The sequence below is a fragment of the Streptomyces phytophilus genome (assembly GCF_013870535.1).
In the GTDB taxonomy this organism is placed as follows: Bacteria; Actinomycetota; Actinomycetes; order Streptomycetales; family Streptomycetaceae; genus Streptomyces; species Streptomyces phytophilus.
Window position 1 is genome coordinate 1 of the sequence record NZ_JACBXC010000542.1, and the last position, 3973, is coordinate 3973.

At 72.5% G+C, this 3973-nt stretch carries 5 protein-coding genes; 2 read left to right on the forward strand and 3 right to left on the reverse strand.

The features are described 5' to 3' along the window. A partial coding sequence (locus tag H5J30_RS20905) for a glutamate ligase domain-containing protein (RefSeq protein WP_309505590.1) occupies positions 1 to 426 on the forward strand: 426 nt, incomplete at its 5' end. Position 427: 1 nt separating this feature from the next. Then, positions 428 to 847 (forward strand): peptide-methionine (R)-S-oxide reductase MsrB, encoded by a 420-nt coding sequence (gene msrB / locus H5J30_RS20910; RefSeq protein ID WP_181788930.1) that lies wholly within the window; start codon positions 428 to 430, stop codon positions 845 to 847. A gap of 68 nt (positions 848 to 915) precedes the next feature. Here msrB and H5J30_RS20915 read toward each other — a convergent pair whose 3' ends face one another. The 3 genes from H5J30_RS20915 to H5J30_RS20925 are packed head-to-tail and all read right to left on the reverse strand — an operon-like array spanning position 916 to position 3856. Then, positions 916 to 2106: a hypothetical protein gene (locus H5J30_RS20915; RefSeq protein WP_181788931.1), complete on the reverse strand. Its 1191-nt coding sequence runs from the start codon at positions 2104 to 2106 to the stop codon at positions 916 to 918. Positions 2107 to 2126: 20 nt separating this feature from the next. After that, the gene (locus H5J30_RS20920) at positions 2127 to 3155 is read right to left on the reverse strand and encodes a 2-hydroxyacid dehydrogenase (protein ID WP_181788932.1); all 1029 of its coding nucleotides are present in this window, start codon (positions 3153 to 3155) and stop codon (positions 2127 to 2129) included. Then, positions 3152 to 3856, reverse strand: a complete 705-nt coding sequence (locus H5J30_RS20925) for a histidine phosphatase family protein (RefSeq protein WP_181788933.1) — start codon at positions 3854 to 3856, stop codon at positions 3152 to 3154. The genes H5J30_RS20920 and H5J30_RS20925 overlap by 4 nt, the downstream gene beginning before the upstream one ends. Positions 3857 to 3973: the final 117 nt, after the last annotated feature.

Consider the following 3973-nt stretch of genomic DNA (forward strand, 5'->3'; position numbering starts at 1 on the left):
GTGCGGGTCGTGGACACGTACGCGCACCACCCCACCGAGATGAGCGCCGACCTGGAGGCCGTACGGGCCGCGGCCGACGACGGCCACGGCGGGCGCACCGGCCGCATCCTCGTCGTCTTCCAGCCGCACCTGTTCTCGCGCACCCGCGAGCTGGGCACCGAGATGGGCCAGGCACTCGCCCTCGCGGACGCCTCCGTCGTGCTCGGCATCTACCCCGCCCGTGAGGACCCCATCCCCGGCGTGACCAGCGACATCATCATCGACGCGGCCCGCGCCCGGGGGGCCGACGTCACCCCCGCGCCCGACATGGCCGCCGTCCCGGGGCTCGTCGCAGGAATGGCGAAGCCCGGCGATCTCGTTCTCACCATGGGGGCAGGAGACGTCACCGAGCTGGGACCCCGGATCCTGTCCCGACTGGAGGGCTGAGATGACATACCAGGTCGACAAGCCGGACGAGCAGTGGCGCACGGAGCTGGCGCCCGAGGAGTACCGCGTGCTGCGGCAGGCGGGCACCGAGCCCGCCTTTACCGGCGAGTACACCGACACCAAGACAGAGGGCGTCTACGAGTGCCGCGCCTGCGGAGCGGAGCTGTTCCGCTCCACGGAGAAGTTCGAGAGCCACTGCGGCTGGCCGAGCTTCTACGACCCGGCGCAGAGTGAGGCCGTCGAGCTGATCGAGGACCGCTCGCTGGGCATGGCCCGTACCGAGGTGCGCTGTGCGCGCTGCGGCTCCCACCTGGGCCACGTCTTCACCGGCGAGGGCTACCCGACGCCGACCGACCAGCGCTACTGCATCAACTCCGTCTCCCTGCGGCTGCTGCCCGCCGGCGAATCCGCCGGAGAGTAGCGGCCGGGGAGACCTCCCGGGCCCGCCCCCGATGCGTACGGGCCCGGGAGGTGTGAGGGCGCCCCGCGTCAGTCCTCGACGCGCTCGAACGGCGTCGGGGTCTCGCCCGTCCAGCGCCAGAGGTAGACCTCGCCCTCCTGCTTCTTCACGCCGTCCTCGGTGACGGCCCGGCCCTCGGCGACGTAGTAGCGGCCGTCGCCCAGCGCGTCGATGCCGTAGTTGCCGTGGAACTCCCAGCCGCGCAGACCCGTCGCCGGGTCGTTCAGACCCGCGTCGCGCAGGGTCAGCAGCTTGCCCTTCTCGGGCTTCGCCTGGCCCTTGATCTCGCCGCGCACCGGCTTCTTCGAGCCGTCGACGGTGAAGAACGAGTAGTTCGGGAAGCCCTCCTTCACGCCGTCGTAGACCGCCATGATCCAGTTGCGGGTGTACGGGTCGTACTGGAGGTTCTGCACGCCGTAGGTGGTGTTGCCGGTGTACGCGAAGTACTTGCCGTCGGTCCGCTTCGGGCCGCTGCGGTGCGGGTCGGCCTGCGACAGCGGGCGCTCGTAGCGGCGCCAGTCGCGCACGTCGTACTCCAGGACCACCTGGTGGTCGTTGTCCGCGCGCGTGGTGTTGGAGTACACGCCGTACGCGACCATCAGCTTCTGCGCCCCGCCGCGCTTGCCGAACTCCGGGCCGAAGGAGACGCCGTCGATGCCGGAGCAGCCGTAGCGGTGGTCGGGGGTGTTCGCGGTGTCGCCGTCGAAGACGCCGTCGCCGTTCATGTCGGCGGTGAAGTCCTCGACAACCTCCTCCAGGTGGACGGTCGTCATCACGCCGTCGGTCTCGGCGTCCATGCCGACCCGGTCGATCTTGTCCACGTCGAAGATGGCGATGTAGAATGCCTCTTCCGCCTTGTACTCCAGCGAGCCGTAGACGCGGCCGTCGCGGTTGTTCAGGTCGATGTCGCCGAGGTGGCCGGTGAGGCCCTCGACGGTGCCGACGACGTTGCCGTCGAGGTCGGTCTTGACCAGCATCTGCGTGAACGACCAGTAGACGTAGCCGCGTTCGGTGTCGACGGTGACGCCCTGGACGTGGCTCGTCGGCCACGCGCCGCCCTTGATGTGGGTGGGCAGGTCGGACGGGAGCGGCTTGGCCGCGGGGGAGGCTTCGGCGGGTGCGGTGGCGGCGATGCCTGCCGGGGCGGCGGTGAGCAGGAGGGCGGGGACGGCTATGCCGGCGACGACGGCCGTTTTGGCCGTACGGAACTTGCCGCGCATGCGGGTTCCTTTCCACGGGTTCATCTGGTGAGCACTTCCGGATTCGCGCAGTGGACCAGGGGCCGGCCGGCCAGGTGATGGCCGACCTCGGCGGCCACCATGCCGGCCGCATTGTGGGCGGTCTGGCGGCTGGCGCCGGCCAGATGGGGGGTCATCACGACGCCCGGGGTACGGGGCAGTCGCGAGTCGGTGGGCAGCGGTTCGGCGGGGAACACGTCGAACGCGGCGCCGAAGAGCCGGCCTTCGTCGAGGGCGTCGCAGACGGCGTCGTAGTCGACGAGGGAGCCGCGGGCGCAGTTGACGACGATGCCGCCGGCGGGCATGAGGCCGATCAGCTCGCGGGAGATCAGCCCCTCGGTCTCGGGGGTGGCGCGGGCGTGCACCGTGACGAAGGCGGAACGATTCATCAGCTCGGGCAGCCCGACCAGTTCGTCCGGCGCGACGGCCGCCGCGTCGGCGAAGGGGTCGGCGACGAGCACGCGGGCGCCGAAGCCGCGGGCGATACGGGCCACGCGGGAGCCGATGGCGCCGTACCCGACGATGCCGACCGTGCTGCCCGCCAGCTCCGGGCCGACGGCCTCGTAGCGGTAGTAGTCGCCGCGCCAGGTGCCGGCCGCCAGGTCCGCGTGGACGGCGGGGATCCGGCGGGCGGCGGCGAGCATCAGGGCCACGGTGTGCTCGGCGGTGGCCGTGGCGTTGCGGCCGGGGGCGTAGGTGACGGCCACGCCGTGGCGGGTGGCGGCGTCGAGGTTGGCGTTGACGGGGCCGCCGCGGCTGACGCAGAACAGCCGCAGGGCGGGGCTGGCGGCGAGGATCCGCTCGGTCAGCGGCGCCATCTGCGTCACGCACACCTCGACCCCGTCGAGGGCCTCGATGAGCTGGTCCTCCGTCCCGGACGCCTCGCGGACCTCGGCCACCGGACCGAACGGCTCCACCGGCCAGGGCAGGGTCAGCTCGCGGAACACGGCGCCGGGGGCGACCGGGCGGACGCGGTCGAGGAGCAGGTCGTTGCGGACGAAGTGGTCGCCGGCGGCGAGGATCGTGGTCACGCGGGGACTCCGGGGGTCACGGGGCGGTTCAGCGTCAGCAGCGAGGGGGTGCCGTCGCTGAGGACCAGCTCGTTGAGGGCGCAGTTGGCCAGGCGGGGGAAGCGGCGGCGGTAGTCGCGCAGCGGCAGGTCGAGCAGCCGGCACAGGGTGAGCCGGATGGCGGTGGAGTGGGCGACGACGAGTATCCGGCCGCCGTCCTTCCCGCCGCTGCTCCCCCCGCCGTTGCCGTTGCCCTGCGCCCCGTTGCCCTGCCCGCTGTTGCCCTGCCCGCCGTTGTCGTGCTCCGCGCGCAGGTCGGTGAGGAAGGCGACGTACCGCTCGACGACCGCCGCCGGATCCTCCCCCTCGGGGAAGTGGCTGGCCACCGGGTCGGCCTCGAACGACGCCACCGCCTCGGGCATCCGCTCGCGCATCTCGGCGCGGGTCAGCCCCTCGGCGACGCCGAAGTCCAGCTCGCGCAGCCGCGGGTCGAGGTGCAGCGGCAGCCCGGCGCGGGCCGCGCTGTCCGCCGCCGTCTGCCGGCAGCGCAGCATCGGGGAGGACCACACGGCGGTGAGGCCCGCCTGGGCGGCCCAGTCGGCGAGGGCGGCGGCCTGGTCGCGGCCGTGCTCGGTGAGGTCGATGTCGGTGGCACCGGCGTAGCGGTTCTCACCGTGCCAGACGCTCTCCCCGTGCCGGACGAAGATGACGTTGAGGCTCAAGACGCGGTCCTTTCTCGTGCGTGTGCCGCGACGACCTCGGGCAGCCAGCCGCGCCGGGCCAGCAGGTCGACGAGCCGGACGTAGCCCTCGTCGTGGGCGGATCGGTACGGGTCGCGG